Genomic DNA, 17,562 nt, shown 5'->3' with positions numbered 1-17,562 from the left:
AAGTAAGAGTCATTTACTCTTTTATTATAGTAGGTGGAGTGTCATTATGTAAAAAAGTACACTCTTTTTTATTTATGCTGGTATGAAAGTGTGGAAGGAGTTTATTTCTAAAAAGAAGAATTTTTAACTGTGTTACTTTATCTAAAACTAAATGTAAAGGTGGATACATAATGACAGTAAAGAAACTTTATTTCATCCCAGCAGGTCGTTGTATGTTGGATCATTCGTCTGTTAACAGTGCGTTAACACCGGGAAAACTATTAAACTTGCCGGTTTGGTGTTATCTTTTGGAGACGGAAGAAGGTCCTATTTTAGTAGACACAGGTATGCCAGAAAGTGCAGTTAATAATGAAGGGCTTTTTAACGGTACATTTGCAGAAGGACAGATTTTACCGAAAATGACTGAAGAAGATAGAATTGTAACTATTTTAAAACGTGCAGGGTATGAGCCAGATGATCTCCTATATATTATTAGTTCGCACTTGCATTTTGATCATGCAGGAGGAAATGGTGCTTTTTTGAATACGCCAATCATTATACAACGTGCTGAATATGAGGCGGCACAGTATAGAGAGGAATATTTGAAAGAGTGTATACTGCCAAATTTAAACTACAAAATTATTGAAGGTGATTATGAAGTGGTACCTGGTGTTCGGTTATTGTATACACCAGGACATTCTCCAGGACATCAGTCATTATTAATTGAGACGGAAAAAAACGGTCCTGTATTATTAACGATTGATGCATCTTATACGAAAGAGAATTTTGAAGATGAAGTGCCGTTTGCGGGATTTGATTCGGAATTAGCTTTATCTTCAATTAAACGTTTAAAAGAAGTTGTGACAAAAGAGAAACCAATTATTTTCTTTGGACATGATATAGAACAGGAAAAGGATTGTAAAGTGTTTCCTGAATATGTATAGTGCAAAAAGTCATGAGCTCACGTGCTCATGACTTTTTCGTTTAAATAATTTTTTTAAATAAGTTATAAACTTTTTTGGAACTATCTTCATTTAATTGATAGTACGTTAGGTTTACATCATCAGGAGTATCTTGCTGAGCAATCATCACTTCGTTATTGTGATGATCAACTACCCATATGAAATATTTTTTATAAGTTCCATCTTCGAAAGTAATCCACATATCACAATCTATTAAATCTGATCCTTCTTCATCTAATGTTAATTTTCCTTTTTTTGCGGTATCCATACTATTAATAAACGTTTTTAATTCATCTGTTTTTGTGAGGAAGAGATCCTTTTTTGTTTTAATGGATTCGACATGTATATCTTTTATTTCCTGTTTTCCTAAAAAGACAGGGGGCTCATTTGGATCCCTTTGAGTGGAAATAATAGTAGCTTTTTTCTTGGGCTTATTTGCTGTATAGAGATCTTGAATAGATTTTCCAGAGTTTATAAACCATACGATTCCACAAATAATCAATGTGCTACAAATCAGTAAAATAATTTTCTTAATAGAATATTCTCCTCTCTATTACTTCGTATGAAGAGCTTTTCTATTAATATATGATAGGTAAGCGTAAAGTATTATAGTTGAACGTGGCTATTCTTAACAGTTTTAAGAGGGCGATCAACGAGTAAATTGTAAGTAAGCCCAATTAATACGAAAACACCGCCGATAATCTTTCCAGTTGAGAGTTCATTTGTCAGGAAGAAATCAATGATAGTCCCTGCAAATAACTGTCCGATAAAGATGAGTAACGTTAAATAAAATGCTGATATTTTAGGAGTGATATAGTTCGATAATGAAATAACGATAACGCCTACTAATCCCCCTAAATATACAGCGATAGGTATGGATTGTAACGTATGCATTGGAATATACATTGAATCTGAACTGAAAATTAAAAATAACATAGAGAAAAATAAGCCAGTAATATAATTAAAAAACGTGCCTTCCCAATTCCCAATTTTCTTTGCTAAATTCGCGTTAATAATTCTAGCAACAACGATAGAAACACCAGCTAAAATAGCGATCGTAATATATAACATTTTCTTGCCCCCATTAATAAATTGTCATGATTATAATTCCAGAAGAGATGAAACATAATCCAATTAGTTTTTTCTTTTCAAATTTAGCAACTTTCATTCCTAATAAACCGAAATGATCAATAACGATGGAAGCAATGGATTGACCGAGTAAACTTAATGCGATCGTAATAGAGGCACCAAGGACCGAGAAGCTTATATTGTTAAAAAGAACAGTGAATACTCCAATCGCTCCAGCGCTATATAAAAAAAGCGGAATACTTTTATCAAAATGGATTTTATGTTTGTTTATGATTAAAACGAAAATAACTGCAATTAAACCGACAAAGTGAATGACAACACTTGCTGTATACTTGCCAATTAACTCAGATAAAATCCCATTCAATGGAAGCATAACGGCGATGAGCACACCAATAAAGACAGAAAGAAAGTTATACAATGTAATATCCCCTTTGTATTTCATATTTGTAATGACTGTATCATGCTGAAATTGTGTATTACTATGACATATGTCATAGTGGAGGAAGAAAATTTTGATTACAATGGGGATGAGTCGTAAAGGTGGGGGACTATGAAGAAAATATGTAATTCAATTAAATTAGCAGAGTATATGAAACAAAATAACATTGATTCATTTTTTACTAATGATATGAAACCATATATGGAGCTTATATTTTTTAAAAAGAATGAGTTTATTTGTAGAGAAAATGAAGAGATAGATTATTTGTTTTTCTTCGTTGAAGGAAAAGCAAAAGCGTTTAATACATTAAGTAACGGGAAATCTGTATTATTATGCTTTTATGATAGTTTGCAGCTGTTAGGAGATGTGGAGTTAATTCATTCTCAAAAGACGGCTTCAAACGTACAAGTAATGGCAGATTCATATTGTGTTGGTTTGCCTTTAGGAAAAGTGAGAAATCAACTATTTCATGATGCGAAATTTTTACGATGTATTTGTGGATCGTTAGCACATAAGTTAAATCGACTTTCAAAAAATAGTACAATTAATTTATTGTATCCGCTTGAAAATAGACTTGCGAGTTACATGTTAGCAGCCGGAGAACGAGCGGTGCAGCATGGGAATCGAATTGTATTTAGTGGGAATTTAACGGAAACAGTGGAATTGTTAGGAACGAGTTATCGGCATTTATTGCGCACATTAAATATTTTTTGTGATAAAGAGATTATAAAAAAGAACGATGGATGCTTTGAAGTAGTGAATGTGGATGTTTTGAGAGAATTGGCGGCAGATGTTTATAAATAATATAGTAAAGTGGGGATTTAGATGAAAATAGCTATAATTTCAGATGTTCACGGGAACAGTCATGCATTAAAAGCAGTATTAGAAGATATTAAACATCGCAAGGCTGAAATGATAATAAACTTAGGGGATAGTCTGTATGGGCCGTTAGATCCTTTAGGGACAATTGAAATATTGATGAAGAACGAGATGATACATATTAAGGGTAACTGTGATCGCATGCTTTGGGAACCTATACAAGGGCAGTCTGCTACACTAACTTTTGTCCAAAATCAATTAACAGAAAATCATATAGATTGGTTACAACAACATCCTTCACAATATATTGTAGACGATATTTTATTTTGTCATGGTACGCCAACTTCAGATGAGGTGTATTTACTAGAAGAGATGGACGAGAATGGTGCAGTATTAAAGAGTGAAAAAAATATAATGGATCAACTCCAAAATATAGAACAAAAAATAATAGTATGTGGTCATACACATATTCCTAGAGTTGTTTATTTAGCAAATGGAAAAATCATAATAAATCCAGGGAGTGTAGGACTTCCAGCGTACAAAGATGAATTACCCATTGTGCATAAAATGGAATCAGGAACTCCGCATGCAAAATATGTAGTGATAGAAAAAGTTTCGGGAGAATGGATAATTGAACAAATTTCAGTTTCTTATAATTGGGAAGAAGCAGCTGGATTGGCTGTTCAACAGGAAAGGTATGATTGGGCACAGGCGCTAAAGACTGGGAAGATAGAATGAAGGGGAGTTTACTTTATGGTAAGCTGCTCTTTTTTATTTTGAGTACATATTGAATCATATAAAAATTAAATGTTATGATTATGGAAACATATGAATACGTGAACAAGTATTCATATGTTTAAAAAGAGGAGGGGTTAGAATGAAAGACCTAATTATTATTGGGGCGGGTCAAGCTGGATTAACAATGGGATACTATTTGAAGCAAGAAGGATATAATTTTTTACTACTCGAGGCAGGAAACCGAATTGGTGATTCATGGAGGAATAGATATGATTCTTTACAGCTCTTCACACCGAGGGAATATAGTAGTTTACCAGGGATGATATTAAAAGGAGAAAGGAATGGATTTCCACATAAAAATGAAATTGCAATGTATTTAGAAGAATATGCACAGTATTTTCAACTACCGGTACAATTGCAAACGGAAGTTTTAAAAATAAGGAAGGAGGAAGAAATATTTGAATTGCACACTCCGACAGAAGTTTTACAATCGAAAAAAGTTATTATCGCAACAGGTGGTTTTCAGCAACCGTTTATTCCCTCAGTTTCAGCAAATCTATCATCACATGTTTTTCAAATACATTCATCACAATATAAATCACCACCACAAATTCCTAAGGGGAAAGTACTCGTAGTAGGTGGCGGGAATTCAGGAATGCAAATTGCAGTAGAACTTGCAAAAACTCATGAAGTTATGATGTCTATCAGTCATCCTTTAACGTTTTTACCGTTACATTTTTTTAGAAAAAGTATTTTTAATTGGTTAGAAAAATTGGGTTTATTGTATGCTGAAGTTAGTACCAAGAGGGGGAAATGGTTTCAGAAGAGAAAAGATCCTATTTTTGGATTTGAAGGTAAGGAACTTATTCGTAATGGAGCAATACAACTACAGGAAAAAGTAGTAAGTGCATCAAAAAATAACATTATGTTTCAGAACGGTGAAACATATAGTGCAGAAAGTATTATATGGTCAACAGGCTTTATTCAGAATTATAAATGGATTGAAATTGAAAAGGCAGTGAATGAGAATGGACTTCCCAATCATGTAAAGGGGATAAGTCCAGTAGGAGGATTGTATTATATCGGCTTGCCATGGCAGTCTCAAAGAGGTTCTGCACTTATTTGTGGTGTAGGAAAGGATGCGGCGTATTTACTTTCTGAAATCAAAAAAATAGATCAGTAGCAGCGACTACTGATCATCCATATGTACATGAATTAGGAGAGGTCAAACATTTATTAACTTTATTATAATAGATTTTCAAAAGAATAAAAACTGAAAATTCTAATTTTATGTTGAGAAAGTTTTTTGTATCGAAATATATAAAAGAATAAGGGTTTTTTAGTAAAAAGCAAAATGATATTTATATTTTAATAAATTGTGATATAGTTTATAAAGAACGGATTACATAAAATGTTATTTTATTACATATAAAGTAAGGGGGGATGGTTGTGAAGTTTGATGATCAACGCCTACTAGGAGTACGATTAGGTTCTGTACTTGTAACAGAGGAAAATCAATATTTAGTAATAAAGAAAAAAGATCATTATGCACTTTTAAATATACATAATTTAGAATGCACACATGTTGAAGTGCAGCTAGAACATATTGAAGAAATGTTGCAGGAAGATTTCCAAGAAAGTATAACGGAGATTATTGCACCAGAACATATAAAAATTGTTGCGAAAAATGTTATATAAGAAAGAAGCTGAAAGGAACAGCTTCTTTCTTTTCATTATAAGGATAACGTTTTTAAAACATCGCCAATAATCCCTTCCGTTTGATGAACACCTAAGTCAGCGTTCGTCATTATAATAGCGCCATTCCCTCGGTATGGGTAGCTTACCATCATACATTGAAATCCAACGCCCCATCCAAGTGAATACATTTGTAAGTCTTCGTTAGAATCATCTAGAAAAACACCTAGTCCAGTCCATTTTGAGCAACCTTGAGGAGAAATCATATCTTGAACTGTTTTTTGAGAAAGTTTTAGTTTACCCTTTCCTTGTAAGGAATGAATGATTTCAATTAATAAAGTTGATAAGTCAGTTGGTGTTGTCCAAATACCTGAAGCAGCTGCGAATGGATAGAATGGATACTTCTCATTTGTAACGGTGCCATCTTTATTATGCCCGCAAGCAAAAGCATCGGTTTTATCTATGTCTTCAGGAGAGAAGATGGTACTATTCTTCATTTGCAGTGGTTGAAATATATATTCTTCTAGTAAAAGGTTAAATGATTTTCCAGTTATATCTTCAAGTAGTAGTTCGATAATACAAAAGTTTGCATCAGAGTAGTGAAATTCACTTTCCGGTTTATAAGTTATTTCTATCGGTACGGAGCAATAGGATGTTTTACCGGCAAGGAGTTTAGACATGCTTGGTTGCCCTTGAGCTAGTGTATAATGTTCAAAGCTATTAGGAGGATCAATGATTCCAGATTGGTGACTTAATAAATTTCGCAACGTGACTTTTTTCTGTGAGGTAAATAGATTGGTAGGAATATTCCAAGATGTGAGTCTATCATTTACGTCTTCATCTAAATGCACAATTTCTTGTTCTAATAACGTTAGTACGAGCATTGTAGTGATGAATTTACTAATTGAGCAAGAATTGAATATAGAATTCGTAGTGACAGTTTTATTTGTTCCAGTTTCAAGTGTTCCGAATACAGTTGTTTCATCTAGTTTACCATCACGTATAACGGCAAGGCTTAAACCTGCAACGGAATATTGTTTCATTTTCTCGTATATATTGTTACTTTTTAAGTTCATAGTGACTCCTTTCTTAAAAAGACAGAATGTTAGTTCTATTATACAGTAGTAAATGGGGAGAAAAAGAAAAAACTTCATCTGTTATCGATGAAGTTTTTTCGTTAATTCGAAGTGAATGTTTTAAAAAATTTATCGCGGTACATGTACATAAGCCATGAAGTTGTTAGTAAGGAAATAATGATTTGTTTATTTTTAATTGGCGCATTGAAAACAAGCCAGCCAACGATATCAAATAATAAATGTAGTGCAAGTGAAAGAACTACAAATTGTAGTAACGTCTTAAAAAATCTTTTCATAAAGTGTCCCCCTAAAATAAAAGGTTTATCAACGATGTTGTATAATACTATTATACATTAAATTCTTATTGTGGTAAAATTTACATAAGCTAGTGAAATAAAACAAATGAAAGCTAATAAGGAGGGATAGTCATGGAATTTTGGATGATCATACCGATAGCGATCTTTGGGTTTATTTATATCGTTGAAAAATTAAATAAAATCGAAAAGAAAACGGATGCGTGTTTAAAGAGGATGGAAGATAGACTACAGCTAATTTCGAAAGAAATGGGAATTATAGATAGAGAACCTGAAATTAATAAAGAGTTGCGTCAACTTATGGAAGAAGGAAAAACAGTTACAGCAGTTAAGAGAGTAAGAGAGGCTTTTGGGTTTTCTTTACTAGAAGCGAAGCAATATGTTGATAAATTATAAAAAAAATCATCCGTTTGGATGGTCTTTTTTATTGGACCATGCGTGTATTTACATAAGCAGCGATTATAACGTGGCCAATTATAATGATAGGAAATGCGATTTTTACATTAGGGGTAAGGAAGACGCTACCAATTGTGGCGATAACACCAGCAGTTAAATTATAAAGACCAACTATTTTTGATAACTTCACTTTATCAAGCACGCGGCGTTCATTGAATCCTGATAAGAGCCAAGTGTATTGTTTTACTCCGATGAAATAAGCTAGTGCAAATGAAATGATTGCTAGTATGAATAATGATGGGGAAGCGAAGAGAGTCATTGAGAACACCTCCGTTAAAGGGCTATAAATCAATTATAGTATGAATGTTATAATTTAACAAAATATAAGTGTAATAGAAAATGGAGTATGTATCATGAAGGGGGATTAAGTATGAATATTGTGGAATTCCAGAGATATGTATCAAATTTCAGTGAAGAAAAAGGATTTCAAGATACAACAATTGAAGAGCGTACAATGTATGCAATGGCAGAATTAGGGGAATTAGCGGAAGTTATATTGAAGCGCGATAAAATACAAGATGCAAAAAGAGAAATCGGTTTAGAAATGTTTGATGTAATTTGGAATGTATGTGATTTAGCAAACAAGTTAGAAATTGATTTAGAGAAGGCGTTTGAGGAAAAAATGATGATAAATAAAAAACGTGAATGGTAAAAGGGAAGTTAAAAAGCGCACAAAATTTTGTGCGCTTTTTATTAATGGTATGAAAAATATGTAAGAAAAGATGGAACAAACATTTGAGATAAATTGTCTATTATAGGTAATAACTATTTCGTTTGAAAGAAAGGGTGGAGAAAATGAAAAAGAATACATTATTAAAAGTAGGGGTATGTGTTAGTTTACTAGGAACAACTCAATTTGTTAGTACAATTTCTTCTGTGAAAGCGGAACAAAAGCTAGAGCAAAAAGTAATAAAAAATGAGGCAGGAACTATTTCGATTTCTCAGTTAAACAAAAATGTATGGGTTCATACGGAGTTAGGTTATTTTAACGGAGAAGCAGTTCCTTCGAACGGTTTAGTTCTTACTACTTCAAAGGGGTTAGTACTTGTTGATTCTTCTTGGGATGACAAATTAACGAAGGAACTAATAGAAATGGTAGAAAAGAAATTTCAGAAGCGCGTAACAGATGTCATTATTACACATGCACACGCTGATCGAATTGGTGGAATGAAAACATTGAAAGAAAGAGGCATTAAAGCGCATAGTACAGTACTAACTGCGGAACTAGCAAAGAAAGGTGGATATGAAGAACCGCTTGGAGACTTACAAACCATTACGAATTTAAAGTTTGGAAATATGAAAGTAGAAACATTTTATCCAGGGAAAGGACATACAGAAGATAATATCGTCGTGTGGTTACCGCAATATAACATTTTAGCTGGAGGCTGTTTAGTTAAATCTGCGTCCTCGAAAGATTTAGGAAACGTTGCAGATGCCTATGTAAATGAATGGCCTATATCGATTGAGAATGTGCTGAAGCGATATGGAAACATCAATTCAGTAGTGCCTGGTCATGGGGGAGTAGGGGATAGAGATTTACTTCTACATACATTGGATTTGTTGAAATAAAAAAAGCGAGGAGAAACAATTTTCTCCTCGCTTTCTTCTAACTATATTTAAATGCGAAGTCCGCATACGTTACTGAGATTTTAATTCCAAGTATACAAATACCAGTACCGTCATAATTGCGATAACAACGTAAGTAGCATCAAGCATTATAAGCGTTTTTAAAGTTTCAGTCATCCTCATTCACCCCTGGTATAAAAATATAACATAATCTCTTATCAATTAAATCAGAGATTATAAAGATAACAATGTACATGAAATTTATTAAGTAGATTCTATATAAATATATCATATAAATAATGTAAACAATGTTAAGATAATGTAAATGTATTGTAAAGAAAGGGGCGGTTCACCATGTCTGTAAATCTATTCATTTATAAATGCTATGTATCTCTCGTGTGCCGGATAGAACACAGTTATAACATGTGAAAAATAAATTCATTTTGACAAATCAATCACGATGGTAGCTGTTACTACATTTTCCTCTATTACTTCTACTTGTACTTGTTCATCGTTTCTCCAATTGATATTGAAGTTGTCTGTCGTATACATTTCCTTAAGAGTGACCTCTTTATATTTTTCTAAAATGCTACCTCTTTTCCCATAATAGATTCTTACAGTTGAACTAGGACTTGGTCCTTTTGATTTTATTGTTTCTCTAAGCTCGATAATATTTATTAAATTTGGAGATTCACTTTTTTGAAAGGTAAAGGAACTGACCACTTTTTGTACCTTCTTAAAAACAGGACCATTGGATTTATTTGATACATTAAATTCCACAACTTCAGGTACGGATTCTTTTCCTCGTAGTGTTATCGTTGCTTCATAATCGTTTTTCCAATCTACGAAAACGTTTGAGGAATCGAGACGTTCTCCCTCATTTGCAATACTTATGTCAAAATGTTCCCATAAGCCGTATTTAATTCTGACGGGAGAGGAACCATGAGAAGAGTCTGAATCTATTTTCACTACTTTAATCGTATTTTTATTATTTGGAGAATGACTTTTTTTAAGTGTAATGTCTTGTAAATACAAAATGTAAGACAAACAGCCTACTACTAAAATAATTGGAATTACAATACGTAAGGCAGTAATTGGACGACCTCGTGTTCTTTTTTTCTTAGTACTTTTACTATTTTGTTCAAGGTCTTTTTCAATACTCGTTTGAACTATTACTTTTGGCGGGCGAATAAGCCAACAAACGAAAGCTATAAGTAGTAAGAAAAGAGGTATTCCTTGAATAAAGAAAAATCCTTTCCAAAAATCAAGTGCAGTACTATATGGAGAATCTGTTGCCATCCCCCCTATAAAAAGTGCCATTGGGCTTACAAGTATATTTATCCCTAAAGCGATCAATACGAATGAAAGATTTTTATTTCTAATTTTTCGTGACCCAGCCATAATAAACAGAAATACTGCAATACCGAGTATAAGAAACAGTATCCCATAATAAAACATCATATATACCATCATATTGTCCCTCCATAACTATAATTGTACCATCAGTAAGGAAAAAATTGTGAAATGTTAGATGGATACGATATTTGTATTCCTTAAAAGTGCACCTACATATGATGCAAATAAATTATGTGCGAGTATGAATATTAGGGTACAGTAATAATATTATGTTAACAATGGGAACTGTCACAAATTCTTATATATTATTGTGATTGATATCACATCCTTTTTTCTCAATGGGTATTATCCTTAGTTTGTAAGTAATCATTGGGAGAGGGTGGGATGATAATGTTTTGTTATCAATGTGAACAAACGCCAACAGGCGGATGTAAAGTAATAGGTGTTTGCGGTAAAAATGAAACAATTGCAAGTTTGCAAGATACGATTTTGTTTGGATTAAAAGGAATTGCTGCTTATCGTACGCATGCTGCTCAGCTAGGATATACGGATGCATTTGTAGATGCTACGACGCAAGAAGCACTGTATATGACATTAACCAATTCTAACTTTAACAAACAAGAACATATTGATATGGCTATGAAAGTTGGGAAATCGGCTTTACGAGTAATGGAGTTGCTAGATGAGGCACATACGAATCATTTTGGTGTGCCAGAGCCTGTTCAAATTACACAAAACCATGTAGAAGGTAAAGCTATTGTAGTTACAGGCCATAATTTATTTGCGTTAGAAGAACTATTAAAGCAAACGGAAGGAAAAGGAATTAATATTTATACGCATTCTGAAATAGTTGATTTTAGAAAAAATATAAAAATCGAGTTGACATTCATCGCTACCTAGTCATACAATATACTTGTAATAAGCAATACTGAGTAGTGTTGTTTCTCAAAATATTTTCAGTAGACAATAGGTAATTGCGGATTTTAGAAAAAATTTGAAAATTAGTTGACATCTATCGCTACTTAGTCATACAATGTAGATGTAATAAGTGATACTGAATAGTATGAATTCAAAAAAGCTACTCAGTAAAAAATTCGCCTTAGTACTCTGTAATACTGAATATAAGTCAGACAGAATAGGGGGTAAAGGAGGATCAGAACATGGAAAATTTAACTGAAATGCTGAAAGGTTCACTGGAAGGGTGTGTGCTGGAAATCATTAGCCGCCGTGAAACGTATGGTTATGAGATTACTCGCCACCTGAATGATCTTGGGTTTACTGAAGTCGTGGAAGGAACGGTCTATACCATCCTCGTACGATTAGAGAAGAAAAAGCTTGTGAATATTGAAAAGAAACCATCAGATATGGGACCACCTCGTAAGTTTTATTCATTAAATGAAGCTGGACGTCAGGAACTTGAATTGTTTTGGAAAAAATGGGATTTTGTATCGTCAAAAATTAACGTCTTGAAGTCAAACTAGCTTCATAATATAAAATGTTCCGGCTCATATTTGGAGAGTTTCTTGTCTGCTTTATAAAAAAGGAGGAAAATAAGATGTTGGAAATGTTCAAAAAATTAATTGGTGATAAAAAAGAGTACAAAATGATGATGGCACGTGTTGCAGCATTGCCAGAGGACTATCAGTTTGTGTTTAAGAAAATTCAAAACTACATGTGGAATTTTTCAGCCGGTAACGGGATGGATATGCTGCACATACAGTATGAATTAATCGATTTGTTTGAAGCCGGTGCAGCGGAAGGCAGACAAGTGCTAGACATTACTGGGGAAGACGTGGCATCCTTTGCTGACGAACTAGTGGCAAACGCTAAAACATATGTTTCTAAGTATCGTGAAGATTTGAATGAAAGTATTATGAAGAAATTGAGAAAAAAATAAATGCAACAAGTAATACCGACTGATTAGCTGGTCATAAATGTGAACTAACGCCATCGCTATTCAGTTATATTTTTAAACCGCTACTAAGTAATACAGATTATCAGTGGTACTAAATAGAGGGTGCAGGTAATTTAATTTTATAAGGGGGAAAAAGTATGAGTAATGCAGCGATTTCTGTAAAAGGGTTAAAAAAAGCTTTTAGAGATAAAGAAGTCTTAAAGGGAGTGGATTTTGAGGTGCAGCGTGGAGAAATTTTCGCGCTGCTAGGCTCAAATGGAGCGGGAAAGACGACAATAGTCAACATCCTTTCGACGCTACTGAAACAAGATGGCGGTGAAGGAAGTATTTGCGGATTTGATATTAAGCGCCAACCAGATCATGTTCGTCAAAGTATTAGTTTGACAGGGCAGTTCGCAGCCTTAGACGGTATGCTCACTGGGAGAGAAAACTTGATAATGGTTGCTAAGTTACGCGGAGTTTCCAATCCTGCACAAGTCGCTGACAATTTGCTTGAGAGATTTAGCTTGACTGGTGCAGCTAATCAGAGGGCAGATCAGTATTCAGGTGGGATGAAGCGCCGGCTTGATATCGCAATGAGTTTGATTGGGGCGCCAGCAGTTATTTTTCTTGACGAACCGACGACAGGGCTTGATCCGGAAGCACGGATTGAAGTGTGGGATACTGTCAAAGAGCTTGCTGGTGGAGGAACAACCATCTTACTAACAACCCAGTATTTAGAGGAAGCAGAACAATTAGCTGACCGTATCGCTATTTTACATGGCGGAAAAATTATTACGACAGGTACTCTTACTGAACTGAAAGAGATGTTCCCGCCAGCAAAAGTGGAGTATATCGAGAAGCAGCCGACATTGGAAGAAATTTTCCTTGCGATTATCGGTAAAAAGGGGGAGATGTAAATGAAAAGCAAAACAGGGGTATTACTAGGGCGCTTAATGCGTAATATTATGCGTAGTCCGGATACAATTATTACAGTAGCGATTACACCGATTATGATGATGCTATTATTTGTCTACGTGTTTGGTGGCGCAATACAAACAGGAACGGAAAACTACGTAAATTATTTATTGCCGGGAATTTTGCTAATGGCTATCGCATCCGGTGTAGCTTACACTTCCGTGCGACTATTTACGGATGTAAAGAGTGGGCTAATGGCACGTTTCATTACGATGTCTATTAAGCGCTCATCGATATTGTGGGCTCACGTATTAACCTCTCTTGTTGCTAATGTACTTACTATCGTGGTGGTTATTCTTGTTGCACTCTTAATGGGCTTTCGTTCCAGTGCGAATATGCTAGATTGGCTTGCAGTAGCTGGGATACTAGGAATGTTTACGTTATCGCTCACATGGCTAGCTATCATTCCAGGGCTGAAAGCGAAGTCTATGGAAGGGGCGACAGCATATTCGTACCCACTCGTTTTTCTTCCATTTATTAGTTCGGCCTTCGTACCTACCGAAACGATGCCAAAAATTGTTCGTGCATTTGCTGAAAACCAGCCTGTCACTTCAATTGTGAATGCGATTCGTGCTCTATTATATGAAGGAACTGTTGGTAACGATATTTGGATTGCGCTCACTTGGTGCATAGGTATAATGATTATCTCTTACTTTTTCGCTAGTAAAGCATTTAAACGTCAGTTAGGGTAAGTGAAATAAATAGTCCGAAATCATATATATTTTTGAAAAAGCACGGGAAGATTTTCCGTGCTTTAATCATACATTTATACTTCGCTTAATTGTAGTAGTTTTAAAGTAAATAGGAGAATAATAAATCGAATACACATGCTTTGAAGTATGGTATGTAACGCTTCACAAAAATAACTTGAAAAGAAACAGAATATTCTATATAAAAATAGAACTTAAAGATGTTATATTTATACTTATAAGGTATATAATGTATAACCTCGTTGTTTAGGGGATAGAAAAGGGAGAGGTTCAAATGAGATGGTATTTATATACTCTCAAAAACTATGCGAAATTTAGTGGGAGAGCTACGAGAAAAGAATACTGGATTTTTACTTTATTTAATAAGATTACGTTTTGGTCATTAATATATTTGGCCTCTTATTCTTCGTCTGCTTTTTACTTAAGAGCCAACATTACCTTGTTATATATAGCAATTTTCATCGTTCCTACTCTGGCGGTGGAGGCTCGCCGATTACATGATAGTGGAAAAACAGGATGGTGGCAGCTATTAAATTTGGTGCCATTTGGAGGAGCGGTTCTACTTGTGTTTTGTATCATTGAAAGTGATGAAGGTGAGAATAAGTATGGACCAAATCCACATTCAAATCTTAAACAAGCAATTTAATGTATGTATAGTAAACTCTAATATAAAAAGGTGTGAACTAAAAGCTAGTTCATACCTTTTTTGTTGTATTATTCATAGACGCCTCGTTAAGAAGTGACTAGTTAAACTCAATATTTTGAGGTTTAACTAGTCACTTCTTATGGAGTGTATAAGCATAACCGCTCTTGTAAATCTTTTAATACTTCTTCAGGCATTTCCCTAATTGTAATATCTTTACCTAGGAAAAGCAGCCAATTTGTCATCTCTGTCACTTCATCGGAATTGTGAACATCGATAAATGTTTTTAAAATAGCTGTAGATTGGTAAGGGTTTGTATAAGATATTGAAACTTTGAAAGGGTGGTACTTTTTGAACTGTGCAATTGCTTTCGGACCAAGTTCAAATACAAGGTTAATTGCTTCGTCCTTCTTACTCAGTCTTTCTAAAATCTGTTTCTTATGTAACCTCTTTTTGGGCGTGTACGGTTCGATATTGATGAGGTCATCGACAGGAAACATCAGCTTCTTTTCTTCTTTTAAGTCAAATCCTTCAATCATCCAATAGCTTTTTTCTTTATAAAGGTGTAATAGGTAAATTGGATAAGACTTGATTTCTTCTTTGACAGTAATCAATAAATATCTATCCAAAAGAAGGATTTGAATGAGTTTTTCTAACATAGGGTGAGGAAGGTCAGAAAGCTCAAGTAGATCAGGGTTATGAGGATTAGTCCCTTCAAAAAGCAAAAGTTGATTTAAAAGAACAAGGTCATCTTGCTGGGTTTCTGAAATGAGTCCTAGTAGCTTTTCCGCTAAAGATTGCCGACTCTTTAGATAAGGGAGTTGTTGATTTCTTGTAGCCATAAAGGCAATAAAAAGAGCTTTCACTTCGTTATCAGTAAAGCGAACAACGGGTAGGATAGAATTATGCATGACAAAATATCCACCAGATCTCCCAACTTCAGCGACAAGTGGCATCCCCATAGCTTCTATTTCTCTAATGTCTCTAATAGCTGTTGATCGTGATATATTAAATTCTCGTATGATTTCTGAAATTGTAAAGTGGGAGCGGTTGTTGATATACCGCATAATTGTATTAATCCGTTCAACTTTTTTCATTTTGGTCTCCTAAACAGTATCATTTTTTGACATGGTTTAAAGGTATTATAAACGTATCAGATGAAAAGATAAATCGTTTGATTAATAAAAAAAGAGGAAGGTTTTGAATATGAAAAATTATACGATTGAAGAAAAAGATAGCTTTATTGTGCTAGGTATTGGAACTGAAATTAAAAGTGACTATACAGACTTTGTGGGAATAAATAAAGAAAAGGAAGACTTTTGGTCGGCCGTTAAAGAAGATGGAAGACTGGATACTTTAAAAGCTTTAGCTACAAATGAATACATTTTTTCTGTGAGCGAAGCAGTGAATAATAAGATGATGTATTATGCTGGCGTTATGACAGAAGCACAAATAGAAGAAGAGTCTAGAGTGATCCAGTTTCCTAAGGGAGAATACTTAGTGGTGAAAGGTGAAGACAAAACGGCTGAAGAGCTAAGCAATAAGCTGACTGGCATCGCTTTTGGTCAAGCTTTACCAGATGCAAAAGATTTTGCCTATGTTGGTGGGCCAAATACAACGGTTGAGATGGGAAAAAGAAATGGTTTAGTGTTTGGTGAAATGTGGATTCCAGTTGTTAGGAAGTAAAGGGTACGAATATGAAAAGTAGAGGCTAACAATTTTGCATTGTTGGCCTTTTTGATGTCCATATTGTTTTAATTACTTTTTTAATAATATAACTTAATAAATTTTAATATACGTTATGTATAACAGATATTTATCTTATGAAATAAGGGGGATATTATGACTGAGACAAACGAACCTTCAGGAGGCAATTTGAAAAAAGATGTGAAATTTTCTATTATAATTCCTGCACATAATGAAGAAAAGTACATTGGAAAATGTTTAGATTCCATTGTAAAGGCATCAGAGGCATATAAAGAGCAAACGGAAGTTATAGTTGTTTTAAATCGTTGCACCGATAAAACAGAGGAAATAGCAAAATCTTATCATTGTATTACATTAAAAAATAATGATAAAAACTTATCTAAAATTCGAAATGCAGGGGCGAAAATAGCTAGTGGAGAAATAATCGTTACTATAGACGCTGATACCATAATGACAGAGTCTATGTTGTCTAATGTAGATACATATTTAGCTTCAGGTAAATACATTGGTGGTGGGGTAAATGGGAAGTTCGAAAGAATATCTTTAGGAATATTTCTGTCCGCAATGTTAATAATAATCCCCTTACTTTTTAAATACGGAGCTATATCTGTAGGGATTTTTTGGTGCTATAAAAAAGATTTCATGGCAATTAACGGATTTAATGAAAACATGCTGATGGCAGAAGATGCAGATTTCGCGAAACGGTTAAAAGAATGGGGAAAGCGAAATAATAAGAAATTCGGTACCATTAAAAATGGAATGATAACTTCATGCAGGAGATTTGATACATATGGAGACTGGGCTTTACTTAAAAATCCAAAAGTAATCTTAGCTTATCTAAAAGGAAATGATAGAAAATATGCAGATAAGACATATTATGATAATCAAGAAAGGTAACGCTTGAGAAAAGCGATAGGAAATAGTGAGAACAGCTGATTGTCTAATATATAATGAGAGCACAACTTAATTTAATAGATATGATAATAAAACCATTGATTGGTCCTTTTTCAAATCAATGGTTTTTATTTTTGAAATAAATATGTATTTTTTATAAAAATATTTTTTGACCCCCATAAAACGATGTTTTCCTCCGAATATATATAGTGGAAAAATAAGATAGAAGAAAAATGATTATGAAAGA

General features: G+C 33.9%; 23 protein-coding genes and 1 pseudogene. 16 read left to right on the top strand and 8 right to left on the bottom strand.

What is annotated here, in order from left to right:
* The first annotated feature begins 170 nt into the window (after positions 1 to 170).
* Positions 171 to 923, top strand: a complete 753-nt coding sequence (gene aiiA, locus MKY00_RS16860; protein ID WP_000216576.1) for a quorum-quenching N-acyl homoserine lactonase AiiA — start codon at positions 171 to 173, stop codon at positions 921 to 923.
* Between the two features lie 40 nt (positions 924 to 963).
* Here the strand turns inward: aiiA and MKY00_RS16855 are convergent, their stop codons facing one another.
* From MKY00_RS16855 to MKY00_RS16845, 3 genes are all read right to left on the bottom strand, one after another.
* On the bottom strand, positions 964 to 1,458 hold the full coding sequence (locus MKY00_RS16855; protein ID WP_061182845.1) for a hypothetical protein: 495 nt from the start codon (positions 1,456 to 1,458) through the stop codon (positions 964 to 966).
* Positions 1,459 to 1,547: 89 nt separating this feature from the next.
* Complete coding sequence (locus MKY00_RS16850) at positions 1,548 to 2,012, bottom strand: DMT family transporter (protein WP_000965818.1); 465 nt, start codon at positions 2,010 to 2,012, stop codon at positions 1,548 to 1,550.
* A gap of 13 nt (positions 2,013 to 2,025) precedes the next feature.
* Positions 2,026 to 2,472, bottom strand: a complete 447-nt coding sequence (locus MKY00_RS16845) for a DMT family transporter (protein ID WP_029141168.1) — start codon at positions 2,470 to 2,472, stop codon at positions 2,026 to 2,028.
* Positions 2,473 to 2,580: 108 nt separating this feature from the next.
* Here MKY00_RS16845 and MKY00_RS16840 point away from each other — a divergent pair, with 108 nt between their 5' ends.
* From MKY00_RS16840 to MKY00_RS16825, 4 genes are all read left to right on the top strand, one after another.
* Positions 2,581 to 3,273: a cyclic nucleotide-binding domain-containing protein gene (locus MKY00_RS16840; RefSeq protein ID WP_016718129.1), complete on the top strand. Its 693-nt coding sequence runs from the start codon at positions 2,581 to 2,583 to the stop codon at positions 3,271 to 3,273.
* Positions 3,274 to 3,294: 21 nt separating this feature from the next.
* Positions 3,295 to 4,026, top strand: a complete 732-nt coding sequence (locus tag MKY00_RS16835) for a metallophosphoesterase family protein (RefSeq protein WP_000684257.1) — start codon at positions 3,295 to 3,297, stop codon at positions 4,024 to 4,026.
* A gap of 139 nt (positions 4,027 to 4,165) precedes the next feature.
* Entirely contained in the window at positions 4,166 to 5,209 is a 1,044-nt protein-coding gene (locus tag MKY00_RS16830) for a flavin-containing monooxygenase (RefSeq protein ID WP_016718128.1), read from the top strand.
* Positions 5,210 to 5,475: 266 nt separating this feature from the next.
* Positions 5,476 to 5,724 (top strand): hypothetical protein, encoded by a 249-nt coding sequence (locus MKY00_RS16825; protein ID WP_000666946.1) that lies wholly within the window; start codon positions 5,476 to 5,478, stop codon positions 5,722 to 5,724.
* Between the two features lie 35 nt (positions 5,725 to 5,759).
* On the opposite strand, the gene MKY00_RS16820 is transcribed toward MKY00_RS16825, so the two are convergent.
* Positions 5,760 to 6,797 (bottom strand): serine hydrolase domain-containing protein, encoded by a 1,038-nt coding sequence (locus MKY00_RS16820; protein ID WP_061182848.1) that lies wholly within the window; start codon positions 6,795 to 6,797, stop codon positions 5,760 to 5,762.
* A 101-nt stretch (positions 6,798 to 6,898) separates the two neighbouring features.
* The gene (locus tag MKY00_RS16815) at positions 6,899 to 7,093 is read right to left on the bottom strand and encodes a hypothetical protein (RefSeq protein WP_016718126.1); all 195 of its coding nucleotides are present in this window, start codon (positions 7,091 to 7,093) and stop codon (positions 6,899 to 6,901) included.
* Positions 7,094 to 7,225: 132 nt separating this feature from the next.
* Here MKY00_RS16815 and MKY00_RS16810 point away from each other — a divergent pair, with 132 nt between their 5' ends.
* Positions 7,226 to 7,507, top strand: a complete 282-nt coding sequence (locus tag MKY00_RS16810) for a hypothetical protein (RefSeq protein WP_016718125.1) — start codon at positions 7,226 to 7,228, stop codon at positions 7,505 to 7,507.
* Positions 7,508 to 7,535: 28 nt separating this feature from the next.
* Here the strand turns inward: MKY00_RS16810 and MKY00_RS16805 are convergent, their stop codons facing one another.
* Positions 7,536 to 7,826, bottom strand: coding sequence for a DUF3784 domain-containing protein (locus MKY00_RS16805; protein WP_016718124.1), 291 nt, complete (start codon positions 7,824 to 7,826; stop codon positions 7,536 to 7,538).
* 111 nt (positions 7,827 to 7,937) lie between these two features.
* On the opposite strand from MKY00_RS16805, the gene MKY00_RS16800 reads away from it, so the two are divergent.
* Together MKY00_RS16800 and bla2 are read left to right on the top strand one after the other, a co-directional pair.
* Positions 7,938 to 8,219 (top strand): MazG nucleotide pyrophosphohydrolase domain-containing protein, encoded by a 282-nt coding sequence (locus MKY00_RS16800; RefSeq protein WP_001028123.1) that lies wholly within the window; start codon positions 7,938 to 7,940, stop codon positions 8,217 to 8,219.
* 143 nt (positions 8,220 to 8,362) lie between these two features.
* Positions 8,363 to 9,136, top strand: coding sequence for a BcII family subclass B1 metallo-beta-lactamase (gene bla2 / locus MKY00_RS16795; RefSeq protein WP_016718123.1), 774 nt, complete (start codon positions 8,363 to 8,365; stop codon positions 9,134 to 9,136).
* A gap of 435 nt (positions 9,137 to 9,571) precedes the next feature.
* Here the strand turns inward: bla2 and MKY00_RS16790 are convergent, their stop codons facing one another.
* Positions 9,572 to 10,603 (bottom strand): hypothetical protein, encoded by a 1,032-nt coding sequence (locus MKY00_RS16790; protein ID WP_029141167.1) that lies wholly within the window; start codon positions 10,601 to 10,603, stop codon positions 9,572 to 9,574.
* A gap of 276 nt (positions 10,604 to 10,879) precedes the next feature.
* Between MKY00_RS16790 and MKY00_RS16785 the strand changes: the two are divergent.
* The 6 genes and pseudogenes from MKY00_RS16785 to MKY00_RS16760 form a co-directional block, all read left to right on the top strand.
* Positions 10,880 to 11,341: pseudogene (locus tag MKY00_RS16785) on the top strand (hydroxylamine reductase); the annotation flags it as partial.
* Between the two features lie 308 nt (positions 11,342 to 11,649).
* Positions 11,650 to 11,970, top strand: coding sequence for a PadR family transcriptional regulator (locus MKY00_RS16780; protein ID WP_000429483.1), 321 nt, complete (start codon positions 11,650 to 11,652; stop codon positions 11,968 to 11,970).
* A 74-nt stretch (positions 11,971 to 12,044) separates the two neighbouring features.
* Positions 12,045 to 12,386, top strand: coding sequence for a DUF1048 domain-containing protein (locus MKY00_RS16775; protein WP_000891984.1), 342 nt, complete (start codon positions 12,045 to 12,047; stop codon positions 12,384 to 12,386).
* Between the two features lie 155 nt (positions 12,387 to 12,541).
* Positions 12,542 to 13,303 carry an ABC transporter ATP-binding protein gene (locus tag MKY00_RS16770; RefSeq protein ID WP_000063317.1) on the top strand — a complete coding sequence of 254 codons (762 nt, stop codon included), beginning with the start codon at positions 12,542 to 12,544 and terminating at the stop codon, positions 13,301 to 13,303.
* Complete coding sequence (locus MKY00_RS16765) at positions 13,304 to 14,053, top strand: ABC transporter permease (RefSeq protein WP_016718120.1); 750 nt, start codon at positions 13,304 to 13,306, stop codon at positions 14,051 to 14,053.
* 292 nt (positions 14,054 to 14,345) lie between these two features.
* Positions 14,346 to 14,717 carry a DUF805 domain-containing protein gene (locus MKY00_RS16760; protein ID WP_001267895.1) on the top strand — a complete coding sequence of 124 codons (372 nt, stop codon included), beginning with the start codon at positions 14,346 to 14,348 and terminating at the stop codon, positions 14,715 to 14,717.
* A 137-nt stretch (positions 14,718 to 14,854) separates the two neighbouring features.
* Here the strand turns inward: MKY00_RS16760 and MKY00_RS16755 are convergent, their stop codons facing one another.
* Positions 14,855 to 15,811, bottom strand: a complete 957-nt coding sequence (locus tag MKY00_RS16755; RefSeq protein ID WP_000755035.1) for a helix-turn-helix transcriptional regulator — start codon at positions 15,809 to 15,811, stop codon at positions 14,855 to 14,857.
* A gap of 109 nt (positions 15,812 to 15,920) precedes the next feature.
* Here MKY00_RS16755 and MKY00_RS16750 point away from each other — a divergent pair, with 109 nt between their 5' ends.
* Positions 15,921 to 16,400 carry a GyrI-like domain-containing protein gene (locus tag MKY00_RS16750; RefSeq protein WP_000801031.1) on the top strand — a complete coding sequence of 160 codons (480 nt, stop codon included), beginning with the start codon at positions 15,921 to 15,923 and terminating at the stop codon, positions 16,398 to 16,400.
* Positions 16,401 to 16,556: 156 nt separating this feature from the next.
* A complete protein-coding gene (locus MKY00_RS16745; RefSeq protein WP_000140996.1) occupies positions 16,557 to 17,318 on the top strand; it encodes a glycosyltransferase in 762 nt (253 codons plus the stop codon).
* The last annotated feature ends 244 nt before the right edge of the window (positions 17,319 to 17,562 follow it).

The sequence above is a fragment of the Bacillus sp. FSL R9-9834 genome (assembly GCF_038006905.1).
Lineage (GTDB): Bacteria > Bacillota > Bacilli > Bacillales > Bacillaceae_G > Bacillus_A > Bacillus_A pacificus.
Note: the sequence above shows the minus strand (reverse complement) of the source record. Positions and strands in the feature narration are given on the sequence as shown.

Bases quoted from the DNA above. Each gene is read 5' to 3' on its own strand.
- aiiA (WP_000216576.1), top strand. From the start codon at position 171: ATGACAGTAAAGAAACTTTATTTCATCCCAGCAGGTCGTTGTATGTTG.
- MKY00_RS16850 (WP_000965818.1), bottom strand. From the start codon at position 2,012: ATGTTATATATTACGATCGCTATTTTAGCTGGTGTTTCTATCGTTGTT.
- MKY00_RS16845 (WP_029141168.1), bottom strand. From the start codon at position 2,472: ATGAAATACAAAGGGGATATTACATTGTATAACTTTCTTTCTGTCTTT.
- MKY00_RS16840 (WP_016718129.1), top strand. From the start codon at position 2,581: ATGAAGAAAATATGTAATTCAATTAAATTAGCAGAGTATATGAAACAA.
- MKY00_RS16835 (WP_000684257.1), top strand. From the start codon at position 3,295: ATGAAAATAGCTATAATTTCAGATGTTCACGGGAACAGTCATGCATTA.
- MKY00_RS16830 (WP_016718128.1), top strand. From the start codon at position 4,166: ATGAAAGACCTAATTATTATTGGGGCGGGTCAAGCTGGATTAACAATG.
- MKY00_RS16820 (WP_061182848.1), bottom strand. From the start codon at position 6,797: ATGAACTTAAAAAGTAACAATATATACGAGAAAATGAAACAATATTCC.
- MKY00_RS16815 (WP_016718126.1), bottom strand. From the start codon at position 7,093: ATGAAAAGATTTTTTAAGACGTTACTACAATTTGTAGTTCTTTCACTT.
- MKY00_RS16810 (WP_016718125.1), top strand. From the start codon at position 7,226: ATGGAATTTTGGATGATCATACCGATAGCGATCTTTGGGTTTATTTAT.
- MKY00_RS16805 (WP_016718124.1), bottom strand. From the start codon at position 7,826: ATGACTCTCTTCGCTTCCCCATCATTATTCATACTAGCAATCATTTCA.
- MKY00_RS16800 (WP_001028123.1), top strand. From the start codon at position 7,938: ATGAATATTGTGGAATTCCAGAGATATGTATCAAATTTCAGTGAAGAA.
- bla2 (WP_016718123.1), top strand. From the start codon at position 8,363: ATGAAAAAGAATACATTATTAAAAGTAGGGGTATGTGTTAGTTTACTA.
- MKY00_RS16790 (WP_029141167.1), bottom strand. From the start codon at position 10,603: ATGGTATATATGATGTTTTATTATGGGATACTGTTTCTTATACTCGGT.
- MKY00_RS16780 (WP_000429483.1), top strand. From the start codon at position 11,650: ATGGAAAATTTAACTGAAATGCTGAAAGGTTCACTGGAAGGGTGTGTG.
- MKY00_RS16775 (WP_000891984.1), top strand. From the start codon at position 12,045: ATGTTGGAAATGTTCAAAAAATTAATTGGTGATAAAAAAGAGTACAAA.
- MKY00_RS16770 (WP_000063317.1), top strand. From the start codon at position 12,542: ATGAGTAATGCAGCGATTTCTGTAAAAGGGTTAAAAAAAGCTTTTAGA.
- MKY00_RS16765 (WP_016718120.1), top strand. From the start codon at position 13,304: ATGAAAAGCAAAACAGGGGTATTACTAGGGCGCTTAATGCGTAATATT.
- MKY00_RS16760 (WP_001267895.1), top strand. From the start codon at position 14,346: ATGAGATGGTATTTATATACTCTCAAAAACTATGCGAAATTTAGTGGG.
- MKY00_RS16755 (WP_000755035.1), bottom strand. From the start codon at position 15,811: ATGAAAAAAGTTGAACGGATTAATACAATTATGCGGTATATCAACAAC.
- MKY00_RS16750 (WP_000801031.1), top strand. From the start codon at position 15,921: ATGAAAAATTATACGATTGAAGAAAAAGATAGCTTTATTGTGCTAGGT.
- MKY00_RS16745 (WP_000140996.1), top strand. From the start codon at position 16,557: ATGACTGAGACAAACGAACCTTCAGGAGGCAATTTGAAAAAAGATGTG.